Origin of the sequence: Halarcobacter mediterraneus, assembly GCF_004116625.1 — a bacterium.
Lineage (GTDB): Bacteria > Campylobacterota > Campylobacteria > Campylobacterales > Arcobacteraceae > Halarcobacter > Halarcobacter mediterraneus.
On the sequence record NZ_NXIE01000002.1, the window covers coordinates 590997 to 610923 of the forward strand.

General features: G+C 26.2%; 15 protein-coding genes and 3 tRNA genes. 13 read left to right on the plus strand and 5 right to left on the minus strand.

Going from position 1 to position 19927, the window contains the following annotated elements:
* Positions 1–2 precede the first annotated feature (2 nt).
* From CP965_RS07020 to CP965_RS07045, 6 genes are all read left to right on the plus strand, one after another.
* On the plus strand, positions 3–722 hold the full coding sequence (locus tag CP965_RS07020) for a response regulator transcription factor (protein WP_206732268.1): 720 nt from the start codon (positions 3–5) through the stop codon (positions 720–722).
* Between the two features lie 117 nt (positions 723–839).
* Complete coding sequence (locus CP965_RS07025) at positions 840–3383, plus strand: methyl-accepting chemotaxis protein (protein WP_129061370.1); 2544 nt, start codon at positions 840–842, stop codon at positions 3381–3383.
* A gap of 36 nt (positions 3384–3419) precedes the next feature.
* Complete coding sequence (locus CP965_RS07030) at positions 3420–6164, plus strand: transporter substrate-binding domain-containing protein (protein ID WP_129061371.1); 2745 nt, start codon at positions 3420–3422, stop codon at positions 6162–6164.
* Positions 6151–6456: a hypothetical protein gene (locus CP965_RS07035; RefSeq protein ID WP_129061372.1), complete on the plus strand. Its 306-nt coding sequence runs from the start codon at positions 6151–6153 to the stop codon at positions 6454–6456. Before CP965_RS07030 ends, CP965_RS07035 begins: the two co-directional genes overlap by 14 nt.
* A 221-nt stretch (positions 6457–6677) precedes the next feature.
* Positions 6678–7232, plus strand: a complete 555-nt coding sequence (locus CP965_RS07040; protein WP_129061373.1) for a hypothetical protein — start codon at positions 6678–6680, stop codon at positions 7230–7232.
* Entirely contained in the window at positions 7225–8334 is a 1110-nt protein-coding gene (locus CP965_RS07045) for a hybrid sensor histidine kinase/response regulator (protein WP_129061374.1), read from the plus strand. The genes CP965_RS07040 and CP965_RS07045 overlap by 8 nt, the downstream gene beginning before the upstream one ends.
* A gap of 4 nt (positions 8335–8338) precedes the next feature.
* Here CP965_RS07045 and CP965_RS07050 read toward each other — a convergent pair.
* The 3 genes from CP965_RS07050 to CP965_RS07060 form a co-directional block, all read right to left on the minus strand.
* Positions 8339–8414: transfer RNA gene (locus tag CP965_RS07050), tRNA-Cys, on the minus strand.
* A 100-nt stretch (positions 8415–8514) separates the two neighbouring features.
* Positions 8515–8603: transfer RNA gene (locus CP965_RS07055), tRNA-Ser, on the minus strand.
* 42 nt (positions 8604–8645) lie between these two features.
* Positions 8646–8732: transfer RNA gene (locus tag CP965_RS07060), tRNA-Leu, on the minus strand.
* A 202-nt stretch (positions 8733–8934) separates the two neighbouring features.
* Between CP965_RS07060 and ilvD the strand changes: the two genes are divergently transcribed.
* The 4 genes from ilvD to CP965_RS07080 all read left to right on the plus strand — a co-directional run bounded on the left by ilvD (position 8935) and on the right by CP965_RS07080 (position 14070).
* Positions 8935–10623 carry a dihydroxy-acid dehydratase gene (gene ilvD, locus CP965_RS07065; protein ID WP_129061375.1) on the plus strand — a complete coding sequence of 563 codons (1689 nt, stop codon included), beginning with the start codon at positions 8935–8937 and terminating at the stop codon, positions 10621–10623.
* 122 nt (positions 10624–10745) lie between these two features.
* Positions 10746–12164, plus strand: a complete 1419-nt coding sequence (locus tag CP965_RS07070) for a Do family serine endopeptidase (RefSeq protein WP_129061376.1) — start codon at positions 10746–10748, stop codon at positions 12162–12164.
* A gap of 11 nt (positions 12165–12175) precedes the next feature.
* Entirely contained in the window at positions 12176–12853 is a 678-nt protein-coding gene (locus tag CP965_RS07075; protein WP_228712689.1) for a response regulator transcription factor, read from the plus strand.
* Positions 12850–14070, plus strand: coding sequence for an ArsS family sensor histidine kinase (locus CP965_RS07080; protein ID WP_129061378.1), 1221 nt, complete (start codon positions 12850–12852; stop codon positions 14068–14070). Before CP965_RS07075 ends, CP965_RS07080 begins: the two co-directional genes overlap by 4 nt.
* An 85-nt stretch (positions 14071–14155) precedes the next feature.
* Here CP965_RS07080 and CP965_RS07085 read toward each other — a convergent pair whose 3' ends face one another.
* Positions 14156–16147, minus strand: coding sequence for a TonB-dependent receptor (locus CP965_RS07085; RefSeq protein WP_129061379.1), 1992 nt, complete (start codon positions 16145–16147; stop codon positions 14156–14158).
* Between the two features lie 206 nt (positions 16148–16353).
* Between CP965_RS07085 and CP965_RS07090 the strand changes: the two genes are divergently transcribed.
* On the plus strand, positions 16354–17343 hold the full coding sequence (locus CP965_RS07090) for a helix-turn-helix domain-containing protein (protein WP_129061380.1): 990 nt from the start codon (positions 16354–16356) through the stop codon (positions 17341–17343).
* Between the two features lie 3 nt (positions 17344–17346).
* Here CP965_RS07090 and CP965_RS07095 read toward each other — a convergent pair whose 3' ends face one another.
* Entirely contained in the window at positions 17347–17772 is a 426-nt protein-coding gene (locus CP965_RS07095) for a hypothetical protein (protein ID WP_129061381.1), read from the minus strand.
* Positions 17773–17873: 101 nt separating this feature from the next.
* On the opposite strand from CP965_RS07095, the gene CP965_RS07100 reads away from it, so the two are divergent.
* Together CP965_RS07100 and CP965_RS07105 are read left to right on the plus strand one after the other, a co-directional pair.
* On the plus strand, positions 17874–18536 hold the full coding sequence (locus CP965_RS07100; protein ID WP_129061382.1) for a response regulator: 663 nt from the start codon (positions 17874–17876) through the stop codon (positions 18534–18536).
* Positions 18533–19885 (plus strand): ATP-binding protein, encoded by a 1353-nt coding sequence (locus CP965_RS07105; protein WP_129061383.1) that lies wholly within the window; start codon positions 18533–18535, stop codon positions 19883–19885. Before CP965_RS07100 ends, CP965_RS07105 begins: the two co-directional genes overlap by 4 nt.
* Positions 19886–19927: the final 42 nt, after the last annotated feature.

The following is a 19927-nucleotide window of genomic DNA, read 5'->3' on the forward strand; positions in this document are numbered from 1 at the left end:
TAATGATGAAAATTACACCCAATAATAAAAAAACTTTTAAAATTATTCTAAAACACCTAAATATTCTATACTTAGAGGATGAAAAAAATATTAGAAAAAATATAACTGAGACTTTAAATCTTATTGCATTTAAAGTTTTTGATGTAGAATCTATTAATGATGCAATAAAAGTATTAGAAAAAGAAAGAATTAATATTATTATTTCTGATATTAATTTAAAAGAAGAAAATGGTTTATCATTTATTAAGTCTCTAAGAGAAAAATATATTGATATTCCAATAATTTTATTAACAGCATACACTGATAAAAACTATTTACTAGAAGCAACTAAATTAAAACTTGTTGATTACTTGATAAAACCAACCGATTTTAATACACTTAATAATTCTTTAAACAAAGCTGCGGAAGAAATATATCTTAATGGCAAATTCATAATTAATTTTTCAAATAATATTTCTTATGATGTTTTACATAAAACATTATTTCTTGAAAATGAAAAAAAAGAGTTAGAATTAACAGCAAAAGAAATAGAACTATTAGACTTATTAATTGAAAACCATAATAAAGTTTTAGAATATGAAATAATAAAAGACATCATATGGAAAGATTCCATAGATATTACAGATTCAGCATTAAAAAATCTAGTGAATAAATTAAGAAAAAAAATAGGGAAAGATACTATTAAGAATATCTCTGGAGTAGGTTTTAAAATTAACTTCTAAATAAACAATTAAAAAAAGCTATTATTAACTTTTCTTATTATAGTTAATCATTTTATAACTAAAAGCATTGTAACATTATAATATAATTTTTTATTAAGTTAAAATCAAGGACAATGCATGAAAAAGTCGTCAATTTTAAAGAGGTCTTCTTTTATAACTATTTTAGTTACAGTTATAACATTACTAATTAGTTTTTTTATTCTTAATTCATATAAAAACAATATAAAAAAAGATGTTTATTTAAAACAAGCTAATTCTTTAAAAAGTGATTTAGTAAATAATCTTCAGCATAAATTTGATGTGGGTATTTCAAATGCTATATCAATTTCAAATGATGGTATATTAAAAGAAGCATTATCAACAAATAATAGAGATTTAGCAATTAAAGCTTTAGCTAAATTATCAAAAAACATGAAAAATCATACTCCTTTTAAAAATATAAAAGTACATATCCATACAAAAGACAATCACTCTTTTTTAAGAAATTGGAAAGTTGAAAAGTTTGGTGATGATTTAAGCTCTTTTAGGGATAGTGTTGTAAAAGTTAATTCTTCAAAAACTACAGTTAATACTTTTGAAGTTGGGAAAGCTGGATTAAGTATAAGATCAGTAGTTCCTATTATTAATTACAATAAGGAACATTTAGGTTCATTAGAATTTATGCAAGGAGTAAATTCAGTAGCAAAAATTTTTGATAAAAGAAAAGATAATTTTTTATTACTAATGGATAATAAATTAGCTGTTGCCAAACTTGATGAAAAAAAACAATTTCATAATTACACAATTTCACAAAAATTTATTAATAAAGAGTTCCTAGATGATGCAAATAAAATAAATATAAAAAAACTTTTAGAAGAAAACTATTTAGTTAGTAATAAATATCTTTATACTTATACAACTTTAAAAGATTTTAATAATAAAGAAGTAGGTATTGCACTTGTAGCAAGACCTCTTAGTATTGTAAATGTAGCTATAGACAAAGCAACGTTTTTGATCTTTATTGCATTAATTATTCTTGTAATAGCATTACTAACTACAATGTTTATAAATATTTTCAATATGAAAAACTCAATAATAACTCCAATAAAAAGATTAAAAAAAGCAATAGATAATGTAAAAGAAGATAATAGTTCAAAACAAATACCAGTAGGTGTAAATGATGAAATAGGACAAGTTGTATCTAGTTTTAATGAATACTTAGATTCCATTGAAAAAGGTTTAAGACAAGATAGACTAGTAATAGATGAAACTAAACAAATAATTGAAAAAGTAAATTCTGGACTTTATAATGATAGAATAAAACAAAAAGCAGACTCTGAAGAAATCAATTCATTAGTAACAGAAATAAATAATATGATTGATAAAAGTAGAGAAAATCTTACAATATTATCTGAAACTTTAGTTGCTTTATCAAAAGCAAAATATGACCATAAAATACCAAACATAAAAAATAGTACAGGAATGATAGCTTCATTAATAAGTGGTACAAAAGTTACCCAATCAACAATGAATGAAGTAATGGCATTAATAGATTCATCAAATAGAAAATTAACATCAAGTGCTGATGAGTTAACAAGTGCATCTCAGGATTTAAGTAATTCATCAAATGAACAAGCAGCTGCACTTGAAGAAACAGCTGCTGCTATTGAAGAAATCACTTCAACTATAAATCAAAGTAATGAAAATACTTCTAAAATGGCAGAATATGCAAAGAAGGTAACTATTTCTACACAAGAAGGTAAAAATCTAGCTACCCAAACTTCAAAATCTATGGATGAATTAAATGAAGAAGTAACTACAATTCACGAAGCAATAACAGTAATTGACCAAATTGCATTTCAAACAAATATTTTATCACTTAATGCAGCTGTTGAAGCAGCAACAGCAGGAGAAGCAGGAAAAGGATTTGCTGTTGTTGCAGGGGAAGTAAGAAACCTAGCAAATAGATCAGCGGAAGCTGCAAAACAAATAAAAGAGTTAGTTGATAGTGCAACGCAAAAAGCAAAAACAGGAAAAAATGTAGCAGGAGAAATGATTCATGGATATAATGAATTAAATCATGATATTGAAACAACAATTGAATTAATAACTAGTGTTACAAATGCAACAAAAGAGCAAAATGAAGCAATGAATCAAATTAATGATACAGTAAACTCATTAGATAAAGCTACACAGCAAAATGCTTCTTTGGCTTCAAATATTTATGAAATGGCTCATGAAACAAAAGATTTAGCACTTCAACTTCAAGATGCTGTAAATAAAACAAGCTTTGATGCTAACTCTAAAAAAAGAATTTGTGAACCTAATTTAATATTCGACTTAAATAGTTTAAAATCAGACCATATTAACTTTAAAAATATGAATTTTAATCAATGTGCTCCAGGTAAAAACTTTACAGTAAAAAATCATCACGAATGCGATCTTGGTAAATGGATTGACCAAGTGGAGAAAGACCCTAATCAAAACTTTAGTAAAATGCCAGAGTGGGAAGACTTTAAGAATGCCCATGAAAAAGTTCACTCATTAGTTCAAAAAACTGTTAACTTATATGGGAATAAAGGTGAAAATAAAGAAATTTTTGAAACTACAGAAGATGTAGAGAAAAATATAAATTTAGTTTTTGATTATATTGATAAAATAAGAGAAAATAACTGTTCTTAAGCTATAATATAAATAAAAAAGGGAGGTTTATCAGTTATGAAAAAAATTTTAGCTTTACTGATAATTCCTCTATTTTTAATTAATATTTTTGCAAAAGAAATAGAATTAACAAAAGAAGAGAAGCAATTTTTAGAAAAACATAAAACTATTACATTAGGGACAGATAAATCTTGGATTCCATATGTGATTAAAACTGATGCTGAAACTATTATTGGTTATGATGTCTCTATTTTAAATAAAATAAATAAACTAACTGGCTCAAATTTTCAACTACAGCTTGGAGAATGGAATAATATAGTTACTAAAGCAAAAAATAAAAAAATAGATGGACTTAGTACTAGTATTGCGCATAAAGAAAGAGAAAAATATTTTAATTTTTCTAAACCTTATATTAATACTTATCGGATTTTAATTGTATCTTCAAAAAACAAAGATATCTCTTCAAAAAAAGATTTAAAAGACAAAGTAGTTGCAATACAAAAAGGAAATTTATTAGATAAAAAGATTGCTACAAAATGGGGAGCAAAAATTCTTGAAGTTGAAAATACTAAAGAATTAATTGACTACTTAATAAAAGAAAAAGTAGATGCTTTAATAGGAAATGAAACCTCAAGTTATTTTTTTGAAAAAAGTAAGTTAAACTATATTAAAACTATTGATATTTTTAATAATTATCCTGTAAACCTTGTATTTTCTATTAGAAAAGACTGGCCAGAAGCAATTTCTATTCTAAATAAAGGATTAGATGCAATTACTGAAATTGAGAAGCTTTCCTTAAGAAGTGAGTGGTTTGCAACTCTAAAAATACAAGACAAAAAAAGAATAAATCAAACAAATTTAATAGATAAAGAAATAAACTTTTTAAATTCTATCAAAGAGTTAAAAGTCTGTATTGATCCAAACTGGATGCCTTTAGAAAAAAATGAAAAAGGAAAACATATAGGTATGACTGCTGATTACCTAAAAATTATAGAGTCAAAACTAGACCTACCAATAAAATTTTTCCCTACAAAAACTTGGACTGAATCTCTTGAAGCAATAAAAGAAAAGAAATGTGATATTTTATCTTTAGCCATTCCAACAGAAGAAAGAGAAAAATTCCTTAACTTTACACAAGCTTATTTAGAAACACCTTTAATAATTGCAACAAGAATAGATGAACTCTTTGTAGATGATATTTCATCAGTAAAAGAAAAAATTGCAATAGTAGAAAACTATGCCTATTCAGAAATCTTAAAGAAAAACTATCCTCACTTAAATCTTATTTCAGTAAAAGATATAAAAGAAGGTCTAGAAAAAGTTGCTAAAAAAGAAGTATTTGGCTTTATTGGTGTGCTTTCAACAGTAGGATACAATATACAAAAAGACTATTTTGGTCAATTAAAAATTGCTGGAAAATTTGATGAAAAATGGAAATTAGGAATTGCTGTACAAAAAGACATTCCTATTCTAGTAGGAATATTAAATAAAACTATAGCTTCAATAAGTGAAGAACAACATCAAATGATAAGGAATAAATGGTTAACAGTAAAATTTGAAAATGATTTACCAGAATATTTTTATGAAATATTAATTCTTATAATAACAGTACTAATAATAATAATCCTAATAAACGTAATTTTATCTATAGAAATAAAAAAGAGAAAAAAAATTGAAAATAATTTAAATAGAACAATTTCAGGAGCAAGACTTGGAACTTGGACTTGGTATATAAATACAAATATTAATATTATAAATGAAAGATGGGCTGAAATTTTAGGATATAAAAAAGAAGAAATTGAAAATAAAGACCATACTTCTTTTATTATAGAAGAGGACAGAGAAAAAGTAAAGAAATCTTTAGAAAGACATTTTGAGGGACTTACAAAAAATTTTGAGGCACAGTTTAGAATGAAAGCTAAAGATGGTTCTATAAAATGGATTTTATCAAATGGAAGTGTTGTAAAAAGAGACAATAATGGAAATCCAGAAATAATTGCAGGAATCCATCAAGATATAACCAAGAGTAAAGAGCTTGAAATTGAACTTCAAAAACAAAATGAATTTATTGTACAACAATCAAGACAAGCAGCAATGGGAGAAATGCTTGAAAATATTGCTCACCAATGGAGACAACCTTTATCAGTAATCACTACTTCAGCAAGTGGTGTGAAACTAAGAACTGAACTTAATAGTTTATCAAAAGAAGAATTATTCGAGTTTATGGATCAAATCCTAAAAAGTGGTAAATTTCTTTCAAATACAATAGAAGATTTTAGGAATTTTTTTAAAAAAGATAAAGAATCAATAAGAATAGAGACAAAAGAATTAATCTCAAAATCTTTACAGTTTTTACAATCAAAAATTGCAAATAGAGATATTGAAATAATATACAATATCACAGAAGAAGAAATTTATGGATATGAAAATGAATTAATTCAAGCATTAATAAATATTTTCAATAATGCTGTAGATTCTTTAGAAAAGTATGAAGGGAACAGATATATATTTGTAAATATTTATGAAGAAGATAAAGATACTTGTATTATAAATATTAAAGACAATGGAAAAGGTATAGAAGAAAACATTATAAAAAGAGTATTTGAACCATATTTTACAACAAAACATCAAAGTCAAGGGACAGGAATAGGATTATTTATGACAAAAGAAATAATAGAAAAGCATTTTAATGGTAAAATATCTGTTCAAAATGAAAAGTTTAACTTTAAAGATGAAGAATATCTTGGAGCTAGCTTTTATATAAAAATTCCTAAAAGCGTGGATGACAATGAAATTATTTAAAATAATAATATTCTCTGGGATATTTGGTGCAATTATTGGTTATGGTTCAATAAACTATTTACATTCAAAAATGGAAAAAGAATTACTAACTTATTTAATTTTAAATGCAAAAGTTAAAGAACTAGAAGATATTTATGCCTTATGTGACGGGCTATTAAAAACTAATCCCACAAGTAAAAACTTAGGTGCATGTGAAACAATATCAAAACAAGTAAATAATTTGACGAAAGATATAAAAAATAAATGTCCATATATAAACTTTTATACAAGCTATATTGGAGAAATAGAATAAAAAGAAGAACCATAAGATAAACTTATTAAAGGTTCTTCTTTTTAAGATATGCATGAAATTAATCAATGTAATGATACTGCCTCTTAAATAAAAAAGTACTTAATTTTGTATAATATTTTCTTATAAATGTAATTTTGATATTCTTTTTAATTCTATAATCACAAATTATAAGATAACCTTATAGTTTGATTTGAAATGTAATTTTCGATATAATTGAAAGTATGTATTATAAATATTTAGATAAAAATTATGCGTTAAAATATCTTGATAATGATTTAAATCTTTTAAGTAATATCTTAGTGAACTTTTTAAAGCAATATAAAAACGTAAACTTATGCACCTTACAAAATGACTTTTTTTTTAAAGAAGTACATCAACTAAAATCTTTTAGTAAAAATATTGGTTCAAAAGAACTCTTTTTAATTAGCGAAGAAATAAACCGAACACAAAATAGGATTTATGAAGAAAAATTACAAAAACTATTGAGTAAACTTCTTGAAGAGATTGAATTATTCTTAAAAGAAGAAAGTAATATGCCAATAAAAAACAATCAAAAAAAAGTTTCAGATGAAGATATAAAAAGTTTATTTGATGATATATTATTGTATGCAAAGAAAAATCGACCTAAAAAAGTTGAAGACACTGTAGACAAACTAAAAAACTTTACTTTAAAAGAAAAAGAGCATATACTTTTAGCAAAAATTAGTGAAGAAATAAAAATGTATAGTTTTAAAAATATTGTTTCACTTATTGAAAGATGGAAAGATAATGCCTAAACCTACAATACTAATAGTTGATGATAATCAATCAAATATAAAAATACTTGTTGAGTTTTTATGTACTGAGTTTGAAATAATAGTATCTATGTCTGGAGAAGAAGCTTTATCAATTGTTCAAAAAGAAAGAATAGATTTAATTCTATTAGATATTTTTATGCCAAAGATGGATGGATTTGAAGTTTGTAAAAGAATAAATGAAAACCATGAAAAATACTACATACCAATTATATTCGTAACTGCTAGTAATAGTGATGATGATATAGAAAAAGGTTTTACCCTTGGGGCTGTTGATTATATTACTAAACCTTTTAGAAAAATTGAAATAATTTCAAGAGTAAAAACACATATATTATTACAAGATTATAAAAACAATTTAGAAGATAGAGTAAAAGAAGAAATAGAAAAGAATAAATTAAAAGAAAAAATTATGTTTCATCAATCTAAATTAATAAGTACAGGGGAAATGATTAATAGTATTGCCCATCAATGGAGACAACCTTTAAACTCAATAAACTCTGCAGTAATGGGAGTAGATACACTATTAATGCAAAAAAATATATTTTGCAAAGAAATAAATCAAAAACTAGAAGAAATAGAAATACAAACGCAATATATGTCTAAAACAATAGAAGACTTTAGTAACTATCTAAATCCTAATAAAAACAAAGCAAATCATAAACTAAAAAAAATCATAAAAAAAAGTTTGACTATTTTAAGAACAAAATTCTCAAAAAATAAAATTGCCTATGAAATCATAGAAAAAAGTGATGCAGAGATATTCTGTATAGAAGGAGAAATTATTCAAGTTTTAATAGTGTTAATTAATAATGCTATTGATGCACTAAAAGAAAATAAGATTTCAAACCCTAAAATAGAACTTATTATTGATGAAAAAAAATTGATTATTTCTGATAATGCTGGAGGAATAAAATCAAATATTGATAAAATCTTTTTACCCTACTTCAGTACAAAAAAAGCACAAGAAGGCTTAGGAATAGGTTTATATCTAGCAAAAACAATAATTGAAGACTCTAATAACGGGAAAATAACTGTTAAGAATAATGATTTAGGAGCTGAATTTACAATTAAATTTAATTAAAGATTGGAGGAGGTAGCCGGACTCGAACCGACGCATACAGGATTTGCAATCCCGGGCATTACCAACTTTGCTATACCTCCACAAAAAAGTGAACGACATTATATCAATTAAACCTTAAATAAATTTTAATAAATAACCTGGTTTCTTTATTATGATAAAATAGTTAAAAAATAAATAAAGTGGCAGTGAGTGAGGGATTCGAACCCTCGGAGGCGTGAACCTCGCCGGTTTTCAAAACCGGTACTTTCGACCAACTCAGTCAACTCACTACGAACAAAAAAAAAGATGCTCTCGCATCATTTAAAATTAAGTGGTGCGAATGGTGAGAATCGAACTCACACTCCGAAACCGGAATGGGATTTTAAGTCCCACGCGTCTACCTATTCCGCCACACTCGCACTTAAAAGTAGTATTTGAAAAACCTTTTTTGAATGTTTGTTTCTCAAATTGGACTGGAATTATAATAGATTTTTTTTTATTTGTCAAGACTTTTTGTGAAAAAAATCAAAATTTTATAAAATTTATAAATTTTAATGAAAAATCAACAGCAAAAAATGTATAATATTTAATATAAGATAATAGGAATTTAAAGGATTAAAATTGAGAAGTAACGAGATAAAAAAAGGTTATGATAGAACACCACATAGGTCTCTATTAAGGGCTACTGGATTAAAAGATGAAGATTTTGACAAACCTTTTATTGGTGTTGCAAATTCTTTTATTGAATTAATCCCTGGTCACTTTTTCTTAGATAAAGTATCTCAAATCATCAAAGAAGAGATTAAAGCAAATGGATGTGTTCCATTTGAATTTAATACAATTGGAGTTGATGATGGTATTGCAATGGGACATGATGGTATGTTATTTTCACTTCCATCAAGGGAACTTATAGCAAATTCTATTGAAACAGTAATGAATGCTCATAAATTAGATGCAATGATTGCTATTCCAAATTGTGATAAAATTGTACCAGGTATGATTATGGGTGCTTTAAGAGTTGATGTTCCAACTATATTTGTTAGTGGTGGACCAATGCAAAAAGGTCATACTAAGGAAGGTACACCTATTGATTTAGCAACTGCTTTTGAAGCTGTTGGTAAATATGAAAAAGGTGATATGAATGAAGAAGAGTTAAAAGATATTGAATGTAATGCCTGTCCAAGTGGTGGTTCATGTTCTGGTATGTTTACAGCAAACTCAATGAATACATTAATGGAAGCTATGGGTATTGCACTTCCAGGAAATGGAACTATCTTAGCTTTAACTCCCCAAAGAGAAGAATTATATAGAAAAGCAGCTAGAAGAATTTGTGAAATAGCTAAAGATAATCAAGCAAGAGATAAATATAAATTAACAAATATATTAAATGAAAATGCCGTAAGAAATGCTTTTGCTGTTGATATGGCAATGGGTGGAAGTTCAAATACTGTTTTACATATGTTAGCAATTGCAAAAGAAGCAAAAGTAAACTTTAACCTTGAGAATATCAATGATATATCTAAAAGAGTTTCTCACATTGCAAAAATTTCTCCATCTTTATCAACTGTTCACATGGAAGATATTAATAAAGCTGGTGGAGTAAATGCAGTTATGAAAGAAATGACTAAAAGAGGTGATGATATCTTAATTGATAACCCTACTATCTCAGGAGAAACACTTTATGAAAAAATTAAAGATGCTTATATTAAAGATACAAATATTATTCACACAATTGATAACCCCTACTCTAAAGTTGGTGGATTAGCTATTCTTTATGGTAATTTAGCTCAACAAGGTGCAGTTATTAAGACAGCAGGTATCACAGGAGATAGAGTTTTTACAGGAAAGGCTGTATGCTTCAATGGGCAACCTGAAGCAATCAAGGGAATCGTTGAAGGTAAAGTTCAAGCAGGAGATGTTGTTGTAATTAGATATGAGGGACCTAGAGGTGGCCCTGGTATGCAAGAGATGTTAGCCCCAACTTCACTTATTATGGGTATGGGACTTGGAGATAAAGTTGCATTAATTACAGATGGAAGATTTTCAGGTGCTACAAGAGGAGCTTCTATTGGTCATGTATCTCCTGAGGCAGCAGAAGGAGGAATGATTGGATTACTAAAAGATGGTGATGAAATTCATATAGATGTAGACCAATATATTTTATCAGTTAATCTAACTGATGAAGAAATAGAGAAAAGAAAAGCAGAATTTAAACCACTTAAAAAACCCCTTAATTCTTCTTGGTTAGGACAATATAGAGCTCTTGTAACAAATGCAAGTAGTGGGGCTGTTTTAAAAACAGACTTATAAAAGAAGTAGAAACTACTTCTTTTATTTAATTTTGTATTAATTTTTTATTTACAATTTATTCAAAAATAGTTTACACTTAACTATTATAATTCTTAAAATAAAATATTTTAAAAAGGATAAAAATGATAAAAAAACTATTTTTAATAACTTTATTTATAGTTACGTGTTCATTTGCACAAAAAATAGACTTCCAAATGGCTTCTAAAAACCCAGAAAGAATATTTCCCGGTAATCCAACTCAGGTTTTATCATTTAATGATAGTATAAAAGACCCAATGCAAACAGTTGTTAATATAGCAGCAAAAAGAAGAGTTGTTTCAAATGCAGGGAACATACCATTTCAAATGTTTAATGACCCATTTCTACGAAGATTTTTTGGGGATCAATTTAGTGAACAATTTAGACAAAATAGAATCCAAAGATCTTTAGGTTCTGGTGTTATTATTTCAAAAGATGGATATATTGTCACAAATAATCATGTTGTTGAAAATGCAGATGAAATTATTGTCACAATTGCGGATAACCCCAAAGAATACAATGCTACAGTAATTGGTAAAGATTCAGATAGTGACCTAGCTGTTATTAAAATTGAAGGTAATAATTTTGATGCAATTAAATTTGGTTATTCTGAAAACTTAAAAGTTGGAGATTTAATCTTTGCTATTGGTAACCCTTTTGGTATAGGTACTACAGTAACACAAGGTATTATTTCAGCATTAAATAAAGACCATGTAGGAATAAATAGATATGAAAATTTTATTCAAACAGATGCTTCAATTAACCCTGGTAACTCAGGAGGGGCACTAGTTGATAGTAGAGGTGCATTAATAGGAATTAATAGTGCTATTATTTCAAAATCTGGTGGAAATAATGGTATTGGTTTTGCGATTCCTGTTTCAATGGTAAAAGATGTAGTTAAAAAACTTATTGAAGATGGTAAGGTTACAAGGGGTTACTTAGGTGTTGTTATTGGTGACTTAGACCAAAAAATTGCAAAATTATATAATCATACTAAAGGAGCTTTAGTTCTAGATGTAGCAAATGATACTCCCGCTTCAAAAGGTGGCTTAAAAAGAGGAGACTTAATTTATTCAATTAATAACTTACCAATTGAAGATAGAAAAGATTTACAAAATGTAATTGCTTCATTTAAGCCAGGGGATACTATTTCTGTTAATCTAGAAAGAAATAAAAGAAATATAAAAATTCATATAACACTAGGGAATAGAGCAGGACTTGTAACATCAGACTCAAATAATGGAAAATTCTTAGGTGGTTTACTATTATCTGAATTAAATTCTAAAATGATTCAAAGATTTAGACTAAGTTCAAATACAAAAGGTGTTTTAGTTGTAGGTGTTGAGCCAAACTCTGATGCAGAAAAAGTTGGATTTGAACCAGGAGATGTTATAGTTCAAATTGAGGATATCGAAATAAAAAGTTTTCCAGACATGCAACAAGCAATAAGAAAATATAATAATAAATTAAAACGAGTTTATATTGATAGATATGGACAAACTATACCTTTAGTAATAAAATAAAAGGATTTACCATAATACAAGTACTTATGATAGAAGATGATTTAGAGTTAGCACAAATCATTACAGACTATTTAGCTTCACAAAATATTGAAGTGACTAATACTGATAGCCCATATAATGGGTTGTCAATGTTAAACCTAAAAAAATATGAATTATTGATTTTAGACTTGACTCTACCAGAAATTGATGGACTAGAAGTTATTCCAAAAATTAGAGAAAAGTCTGATATCCCAATTATTATTTCTAGTGCTAGAGATGATATTCTTGATAAGGTTATGGGATTAGAAAGGGGAGCAGATGATTACCTTCCTAAACCTTATAACCCTAGAGAATTACAAGCAAGAATAAAAGCTATTTTAAAAAGAATAAATACAAATGAGAAAAAAGCCTTAGAGAATGAGAAAAAAAGTGATTTTATTTTAAAAGAAGAAGATATGCAAATCATTTTTAAAAATGAAGTATTAAATCTAACTTTAGCAGAATTTGATATTCTAAAACTACTAATACAAAGAAATGGTGCAGTTATTGCTAGAGAAGACTTTATTTATACAAGTGATCATATTGAAGATGATAGTAGTTTAAAAAATATTGATGTAATGATTTCAAGAATTAGAACAAAACTTTCTAAAATAGATAATACTAAAACATATATAAAATCAGTAAGAGGAATTGGTTACCAGTTAATATGATTCGTAATATTTCTATCTCTGCTTTTATTAATACCATATTTATTTTAGCATTAATTGCTATATCATTAACTTTTGCTATTTTTATTAAACTTGATAAGCAAAGATATAATATTACTATGCAAAAGAAATATGAGTTAGTAGCTGAGAGCATTCTAAAATCTTTATCGAATAAACCTACAAAAAATGGTCTTAAATTTATTATAGATCAATTTAAAATGATTCAGATTCAAGATAATAAACGAAAACTTAATATTATAAATAAAGGGAAAACTCTTATTTTAAGGGATACAGCAGAAGGTATTTACAGAATTTTTAGTACAGATGATATTTTATATATTTATGTTCAACGTGATGGATATAACCTAATGATAAAAGATACTCAAACTTATACCTATAATCTAATAATAATATCTTTAGCTATTGCTATTTCTCTTGGTGTTCTATTTTCTTTATATTATATTTTAAAAAGAAAACTAAAACCTCTTAGAAATTTAAATAATGAAATAAAAAAATTTTCAGAAGGTGATTGTAATGTACGAATTAAATATCACAGTAAAGATGAGATAGGAACAATTGCAAAAACCTTTGATGAAGCATTAACTCAAATAAATAACCAAAGGAAGTCAAAAGATTTATTTATGAGAAATATGATGCATGAACTTAAGACTCCAATTACTAAAGCTATGTTTATTGCCGAAACCTTAGAAGATAAGAAAAAAAGAGATATGCTTCAAAAAGCTTTTCATAGAATGGATGATATAATCAAAGAACTTGCTATGGTTGAGAAATTAACTTCAAGTAATACTTTCCTATATAAAGAGCTTACTTCTTTTTTCAAGATTTATAATAGAACGATAGAAATCGCTCTTTTAAGTCCCGATAAAATAAGTACAAAAATTCAAGACTTTAATTTAAATGCTGATACAGCTATGCTTTCAGTTGCACTAAAAAACTTAATTGATAATGCAATTAAATTTTCCCCTAATGCACATGCAATTTTAAATGCCAATAAACACAGAATTGATATTATTTCTCAAGGAGAACCTTTAAAAGAAAATCTTGAATATTATACAGAACCTTTTTCACAGGAAGAAAAAAGAAGTGATGGTTTTGGATTAGGTTTATATATTGTAAAAACCATTGCAAATTTACATGGATATAAACTAATATATAAGCATAATAAAGGAAAAAATATTTTTTCTATTTTAATAGATTAAAGCTTAGATATTGAAAACAATACTTTAAAACCAAAAAGATATTTTATTTATTTACATTTAAACTAAAGAGGAGTTTCTCTTTAATTTAAAATGTATATTTAACACCTACACCAAAAAATCTTGGATCTCCAAAAGATGCATATGAAAAAAAGTTATTACTTTCATACATGTTAACATACTCTTCATCAGTTAAATTTTTACCATAGACGTAAAAGTCCCAATCTGAATATTTATAGCCAAGCTTAGCATCCACTAGAGTATAACTTCCTTCTTTCACAAAATCTTTATTAAGGTCATCATAAAAATTCATTGAGCCTTGATTTTTAATGTCTGTACGAGCGTAAAAACCATTTGGATGGTAATATCCAATACTTAAATTTGCAGTATGAGATGGGGTTGTTTCTATTTTTTCTCCACTAAAATTAAAATCTCCAACATTATAAGAATCATATTCTGTTTTTATAAAACCAAGTGCTCCACTTATTTCTAAATTATCTGTTGGGAAATAATGGAAATCAAATTCAATTCCTTGAGAATGTGCTTTATCTGCATTGTCTGTGAAAACTGACCCGCCTGCTAGTCTTCTATAGACATGAACATCTTCTATATTCATTCTAAATACAGATGCTGTAAAATCAAACTTTTCATATATTCCTTTTATCCCTATTTCATAATTTGTAGATTGTTGGGGTTCAAATGTACTCTCTGTTATGTTTATACTTGAACCTGATGCTGCACTATTAAATCCACCAGGCATATACCCTTTAGAAACTGATATAAAAGATGAAAAGTTATCATTTATTTTATAATTTAATGCAATTTTTGGAATAAATGTATTCCATGTTTTTTGAGTATTATAACCAGTAGTTCTTATTGCATTGGTATAATAATCGTAATCTATCTTTTTTTTGATTCTTTGGTATCTCGCACCTAATGTTAATTCTAGTTGTTTATATAAAGGTATCATTGTTTGTCCAAAGATAGCTTGTGTGTCATTATCCATATCTGATTTCATATTAGCTGTGCCATAGTCTATTCCATACATTAAAGTATGAGTTCCATACGGATCATGTTTTTGTTCTGTTTTATCTAAATAAATACCTCCAAGCCAACGAATTCCATTATTTTCTTTATTTGATATTCTAAATTCTTGAGAATAATTTTCTAAAGTTTCATCATTAAACATACTAGAATTATCTAAGTAAGTTCCATTAGTATAATCAAGATCATATTTACCATTTACACTTGTTTTTCTATGTACTGTTATAGAGTCAAAAGTATAATTATCTGTATCATATTTTATATTAAGACCTTGAGAATTTATTGTATATTTTTCAAAGCTTGTATTCTCAAACCCATGATTTTCAGCATCATCTCTTTTAAAATCAGAAAATTGTGCACTTGGAGAGGCTATTCCATAACCTTTAAATCCATAGTTTTTACTTCTTTCTTTTTTTAATGATAATCTAGTAGAAAGATTATCTGTTAATTTATAAAATAAAGAAGTTGCAAAGTTTTTATTATTTTCTTTACTTGCTTTATCATCATTATTATAAGTATTTGTTACCCAGCCATCATCTGAAGTAAGTTCTCCATTTAAATTTATAAATAACTTATCTTCAATTAAAGGAGTATTTAAATTAAAAGTACCTCTCATATAATTATTACTACCATATTCAAACCCAATACTTCCACTAGTTTCATTACTTGGTTCTTTTGTTACAATATTTATAACCCCACCTATTGCATCTTTACCATAAAGTGTCCCTTGTGGTCCTCTTAAAACTTCTACTCTTTCAATATTTTCTAAAGATATAATATAAGAACGTTTAGAAGATACAGGTATTCCATCTACATAAATTACTACAGGGTTGTTTTCAGTAAATAAAGAAGCATTTAATCCTCTAAATTTTACTTTTATCCCACGATCAGGAGTTGCTGACATATTAGGTATTTGTTTTATTATATCTGAAACTGTTTTTATCTCTTTTTCTTCAATCTCTTGAGCATCTATTACTGTAATACTTTGAGGAATATCTTGAAGTTTTTCTTCTATTTTATTTGCAGTTATAACTATACTTTGTAATGTTTAAATCTTATCATCAGAATAAATATTACTATGTAATACTAATATTGTACTCAAAGATAAAACAACTTTTTTATAACTCATTTATCTTCCTTTCATTAATTATTTATAATTTTAGCAGTATAATCAATACCAATTATCATATTCAAGTTTTTTGTTATTAAAAAAGAACTAAATTGTATTAAATAAGGATTATTATGGCATATTCATTTAATTTGAATGATTTTTTGGAAGAGATTAGAGCCAAATCTCCTAATAATACAAATGAAACTTTTCTTCCTAAAAGTTTTGGATATCAGAAAATAGAGGATAAACAAATCTCTAAAGATATTATCATAATAAAAGAAGAACTATACTCTAAAGAAGAGACAAAAATTATTGCTGAAACAACAAACTGTCCTGATGATGTATTTATTTCAATAAATATACAAGGTACTATTAAATATTCAGATAATAAAAACTCGAAAGAAAATATAAACTGCCCAAATAATATTGATATTATAAAATACTCAAGAAATACGAAGAGATGTACTCATTTAAAAAAAGATGATCAATTAAAAGGATTAGGAATCTTTATAAAAAAAGATTATATTGAAGAAAATTTATTTAAATACTTAGATGATCAAAAAAGGTATCACATAGAAAAAAATTATGAAAATGACGAATTAACAATATTTAAATCTTCTTTAGCAAGCACAAAAACTATGCATCTAGCTAAACAAATTTATAATTCTCCTTTTGATGGTTTATTAAATAATATTTATTTACAGAGTAAAACTTATGAATTAATATATGAAGAATTTCTAAGTATTATAAAGAAAAAGGGAATACAAAATAATAAAATTATATTAACAGAAAAAGATAAAGAGGCCTTATACAAAGCTAGGGAACTAATTATAAAAAATAAAACTTCTTATTCAATAAATGAATTATCAAGAAAAGTAGCATTAAATGAAAACAAACTAAAATATGGATTTAAGCATCTTTTTAATACAACACCTGGAAATATTATGCTTGAAATGAAAATGTACGAAGCAAAAAAACTATTAGAAGAAAGTGAATATAATGCCACTGAAATAGCTCAAATAATAGGATATAAATATGTTCAAAACTTTACTAATGCTTTTTCAAAATTTTTTGGTAAAAATCCAAGTGAAATAATGAAAAAAAGAAAATATTATTGTTAAAGATTATTTTAATAGATTAACATTTTTCATAATTTCAAACCAATCTCGTTTAAAATGTTTTTTTATATACCTTTCTTTGTGTGGGACTAAACAGCCTGCGCAATTTTGATGAATATAATCTTCTCCTACAAATTGAGAACCATCTTTTGAATCAATTGAACAGAATGAATATAAAGTTTTATCTTCTTGTTTCTCTACACCTTCATCATTGAATCTAAAATTTGGACAGGCACATAAATAACAATTTAACTCTTCATAATCATGACATTTTTTATTTTCTTCATATAAAGGACAAAAATCAGGCTCATTTTTTACCATATTATCAAATCTAAAATATTCTATAACCTCCTCATCACTTTTATCTTTAAGTTTTTCCATTATTTTTGCGTGTTTGTTTCCATGGGCTTTATACCATTTTATATATGACATTAATTACTCTTATATTATTTTTTGCTTATTTTAACTTATTCTTAATATTTTTCTAATAATTTTGTGATATAAATTTTAAAATAGTACAAAAGAAGTTTATTATGAAAATTTTATTAATTGAAGATGATAACTTAATAGGTGATGGAATTGTAAATGGTTTGAAAAAACTTGGTTTTAATACTGACTGGTTTGAAGATGGACTTGAAGGAAGAGATGCTTTACTTATGGCAAATTACGATGCTGTTATTCTCGACTTAACACTTCCAAATATAGATGGTCTAGATATCTTAAAATTTTGGCGAGAAAAAAAGATTAAAACTCCAGTAATAATATTAACAGCAAGAGATGCACTAGAGCAAAGAGTTGAGGGATTAAATAAAGGTGCCGATGATTACCTGTGTAAACCTTTTTCTCTAACTGAATTACAAGCAAGAATAAATGCTTTAATTAGACGAAGTTGTTCAGAAGTGGCTGAATACTTTGAAATTGGTAATATTAAGCTCTATCCAGCCCAACAAAAAGTTTTAAAAGATAATAAAGAGATAAAACTATCAAGTAAAGAAATAAAAATACTTGAATTATTTATGTTAAATAAAAATATAGTCTTAAGTAGAGAAACTATTGCTGAGAAACTTTATGATTTTGATAAAGAACTTAATTCAAATGCTCTAGATGTCTTTATTCATGCAATTAGAAAAAAACTTGGAAATAACTATATAAAAACAATATATGGAGCTGGTTATAAACTAGAAGATAAAAAATGAAAAACTTAAGTTTAAGCCTTAGACTTGTGATTTTAATGCTTTTAGTATTTGTTATAAGTTCACTTATTTCAACATCTATTAGTATGTATCAAACAAGAAAATCTTTAATTGAATTATTTGATACACAGCTTTATTATTTTGCAAAAAGAGTTTCAAGCTCAAATATAAAGCTTTTACTTAACTCCTCTTCTACTAATTCTTTAGATAATGAAAACCATAGAATAGTTGAAAAATATATGTCTATTGAAGATGATGCTTTAACTTTTTCCATCTTTTCTACAAAAGGAGATATGTTATATACAGATGGAGAAGATAGTAAAGACTTTATTTTAAACTCTAAAGTATTAAAAACCTATGATGGTTTTTACTTTGAAGAAAGTGATGAGTTTAGAATTATATGGATGTTAAGTAGTGATAAAAATTTTATAGTCGTAGTGGCTCAGGAAAAAGAGTATGTCAATGACTTAATATTTGATACGTTAGAAGACTTATTCAATCCTTGGTTTTTTATCTTACCTTTTTTAATTATTACAACTATTGTTTTGATAAGAAAAGAACTTAAACCTTTAAATGAACTATCAAAAGAGTTGAGTTTAAAAAATGCCGATGATAATTCTTTCTTAAATGAGAATACAACAAAGGAACTAAGACCAGTTATAAAAGCGTTGAACTCTTTGTTTAAAAAAATCAACATAATGATAGAAAAAGAAAGGCGTTTTACATCAAATGCAGCCCATGAACTTAAAACACCCCTCGCAGCTTTAAAAATTCAAACGGAAGTTGCAAAACTATCATTAGAAGATAAAGATTCACTTCTCAAATCACTTGATAATATAGAAATAGGTGTAGATAGAGCAACAAGAATGGTTACTCAACTTTTGGCACTTTCACGGGTTGAATCAATTAAAGATTTAGAAAATTTCTCAACAATAAATTGGGTAGAACTTATTAATACAACAATAAAAGAACTTAAAAGCAAAGCAGAAAAAAAAGATATATCAATAAACTTTATATATATAAAGGATTATAAATCTATCAAAGGCGAAGCTTTTATGTTATCTTTACTTCTTAGAAATTTACTTGATAATGCTATAAACTACAATACACAAAACACTAATATAAAGATTAAACTAGAAAAAAATAGTTTAAGTATTGAAGACGATGGGAAAGGGGTAAGTCCTGAAGTCTTAAAAAGTATTGGAGAAAGATTTATTCGTCCAGCAGGGCAAAAACAAATAGGAAGTGGACTTGGGTTTTCTATTGTTAAACAAATTGCAAAACTCCATAATTTAAATATTACTTTTGAAAATACTTCACCTAAAGGCTTCAAAATCACTCTTTTTTGGTAAATCAACTAAATACAATAAAAAATTAATTTTTTGCTAATAATT

Excerpts from the sequence above, each read along its gene's own strand:
- CP965_RS07020 (WP_206732268.1), top strand. The coding sequence starts at position 3 with ATGATGAAAATTACACCCAATAATAAAAAAACTTTTAAAATTATTCTA.
- CP965_RS07025 (WP_129061370.1), top strand. The coding sequence starts at position 840 with ATGAAAAAGTCGTCAATTTTAAAGAGGTCTTCTTTTATAACTATTTTA.
- CP965_RS07030 (WP_129061371.1), top strand. The coding sequence starts at position 3,420 with ATGAAAAAAATTTTAGCTTTACTGATAATTCCTCTATTTTTAATTAAT.
- CP965_RS07035 (WP_129061372.1), top strand. The coding sequence starts at position 6,151 with ATGAAATTATTTAAAATAATAATATTCTCTGGGATATTTGGTGCAATT.
- CP965_RS07040 (WP_129061373.1), top strand. The coding sequence starts at position 6,678 with ATGTATTATAAATATTTAGATAAAAATTATGCGTTAAAATATCTTGAT.
- CP965_RS07045 (WP_129061374.1), top strand. The coding sequence starts at position 7,225 with ATGCCTAAACCTACAATACTAATAGTTGATGATAATCAATCAAATATA.
- CP965_RS07070 (WP_129061376.1), top strand. The coding sequence starts at position 10,746 with ATGATAAAAAAACTATTTTTAATAACTTTATTTATAGTTACGTGTTCA.
- CP965_RS07080 (WP_129061378.1), top strand. The coding sequence starts at position 12,850 with ATGATTCGTAATATTTCTATCTCTGCTTTTATTAATACCATATTTATT.
- CP965_RS07090 (WP_129061380.1), top strand. The coding sequence starts at position 16,354 with ATGGCATATTCATTTAATTTGAATGATTTTTTGGAAGAGATTAGAGCC.
- CP965_RS07095 (WP_129061381.1), bottom strand. The coding sequence starts at position 17,772 with ATGTCATATATAAAATGGTATAAAGCCCATGGAAACAAACACGCAAAA.
- CP965_RS07100 (WP_129061382.1), top strand. The coding sequence starts at position 17,874 with ATGAAAATTTTATTAATTGAAGATGATAACTTAATAGGTGATGGAATT.
- CP965_RS07105 (WP_129061383.1), top strand. The coding sequence starts at position 18,533 with ATGAAAAACTTAAGTTTAAGCCTTAGACTTGTGATTTTAATGCTTTTA.